General features: G+C 70.4%; 3 protein-coding genes. 2 read left to right on the top strand and 1 reads right to left on the bottom strand.

Features of this window, described 5'->3' with window-relative positions; all coding sequences use genetic code 11:
- A partial coding sequence (locus KBX53_RS31720) for a pyridoxal-phosphate dependent enzyme (protein WP_210863484.1) occupies nucleotides 1-576 on the bottom strand: 576 nt, incomplete at its 3' end.
- Between the two features lie 104 nt (nucleotides 577-680).
- Between KBX53_RS31720 and KBX53_RS31725 the strand changes: the two genes are divergently transcribed.
- Complete coding sequence (locus KBX53_RS31725; RefSeq protein WP_030335483.1) at nucleotides 681-1,151, top strand: hypothetical protein; 471 nt, start codon at nucleotides 681-683, stop codon at nucleotides 1,149-1,151.
- A 190-nt stretch (nucleotides 1,152-1,341) separates the two neighbouring features.
- Nucleotides 1,342-1,877 (top strand): SUKH-4 family immunity protein (locus KBX53_RS31730; protein WP_210863486.1); only part of this gene is annotated, 536 nt, incomplete at its 3' end.

Below are 1,877 nucleotides of genomic sequence, written 5' to 3' on the forward strand. Positions count from 1 at the left end.
GTAGTACGCCTCGTCGGCGTCGGTCACCCAGTGGCGCATGGCCTCGCTGCTGGCGTCCTTGAGCGTGCGGCTGCCGGTGGTCACCGTAACGACCTCGGCGCCCAGCAGCCGCATCCGGAAGACGTTGTGCGCCTGGCGTTCCACGTCGCGTTCGCCCATGAACACCGTCACCGGTAGACCGAGCAGGGCACCGGCCGTCGCCGTCGCGACGCCGTGCATGCCCGCTCCGGTCTCGGCGATCAGACGGGTACGCCCCATGCGCCGGGCCAGCAGCGCCTGCCCGAGCACGTTGTTGATTTTGTGGGATCCGGTGTGCGTCAGGTCTTCCCGCTTGAGCAGCACCGTCACGCCAAGTTCGGCCGACAGTCGCACGGCCGGCGTCAGCGGCGTCGGCCGTCCCACGTGCGCCGACAGCAGCGCGGTGAGGCTGCCACGGAACCGGGGATCGGCCCACGCCTCGGAGAAGGCCTCGGCGACCGCCTCGCAGGCGGGGATCAGGGATTCCGGCACGTACCGCCCGCCATAGCTTCCGTACCGCCCGGGGGGAACCGTCGCGCGTACTGTTATAGAACTCATGCAACAGTTATAGAACAGTCTGCCGTGCCCTGGCAACAGCCGACCCGCCTCGTCATCCGTCGACCTGCGCCGCGGCACCCCGTGCGCTTCGTAGACTTCCTGTCATGCCGGAGATCGTCGAGTTGCTGGCCTCGCCCGTGCACCGCTTCCTGGGCCGGCCCGCCGACGGTCCGGCACCCGCCCCACCCGGCGAGCTGGTCGACGCCGTCCGGATCCGGGCCGGCCTCGGCATCGTCGGCGACCGCTACTTCGGTCAGCAGGCACACCGCGACGCCAGCGTCACCGTCATCGCCCGGGAATCGCTGCCGGACGGCATCGGCCTGGCCGAGGTGCGGCGCAACATCCTCACCACCGGGATCGCCGTCGACGAGCTGATCGGCAGAGTGCTGGTGCTGGACTCCGGCGACGGCCCGGTCAGCCTGCGGGTCAACCGGGCGGCCCGACCGTGCGCCTGGATGGACGTCACCGTCGGCCCGGGGGCCTGGAAGGCGCTGCGCACCACCGGCGGCATCCGCTGCACCCCCCTCAACGACGGCACCCTGCGCGTCGGGCCGATCGACGCCGTCGTGACCTGAGGAAAGGGCTCGACGGCAGCACACCGGGACCGGATCGTGGGCAGTTCCCGTTCCCGTTGGTTAGGCGGAATCGGCGAGGTGACGCCGCGACGAGCCGATGCGTGGTAGAACCAAACCGCGCATCGGCTCGTGGGTCTCCGGGCAGCCGGAGCCTTGCCGGACGAGGCCTCATCCGAACAGAGGTGGTGCGGTGAACGCCGAGCTGCGGCAGCTCATCGAGGAGCTGCGGGCCGACCTGGCCGATCTGCCGGAGAGCCTGGCGTACGCCGAGTTCGGCGAGGGGGCGGCCATCGACGCCGTGCCGGCGGGGCTCCCGGCCGACCTGCGGGATCTCCTGCTGGTGGCCGACGGGATACGGGCGGGTCGGGTCGAGCTGGCTTCCACGTCGACCCTGCCCGGGATCCAGTACCACCTGGACTACGCGCCCGACTTCTCGGCCATTCCGCAGAACCGGGCCGGCTGGCTGGTGATCGGCACCCGCAGCGACGAACCGGTCTTCATGGACCGTGGCACCGGAGCGATCTGGTACTTCCCACCGACCGGCACCGAGTGGTTCATGTCCGACGCGTTCGAGGAGCTCGCTCCCGACGTGGAATCCTTCGTGGACTACTACCTGCTCGGGCCGGGTTACGCCGATCTGACCCCCGCCGACGACCGGTGGTTCGCGTTCCTCGACGAGCAGGGCCTGCTCGACGAGGACGACGAGGACGACGAGGACCCGAGCTG

It is taken from the genome of Micromonospora sp. M51 (genome assembly GCF_018070305.1).
In the GTDB taxonomy this organism is placed as follows: Bacteria; Actinomycetota; Actinomycetes; order Mycobacteriales; family Micromonosporaceae; genus Micromonospora; species Micromonospora parva.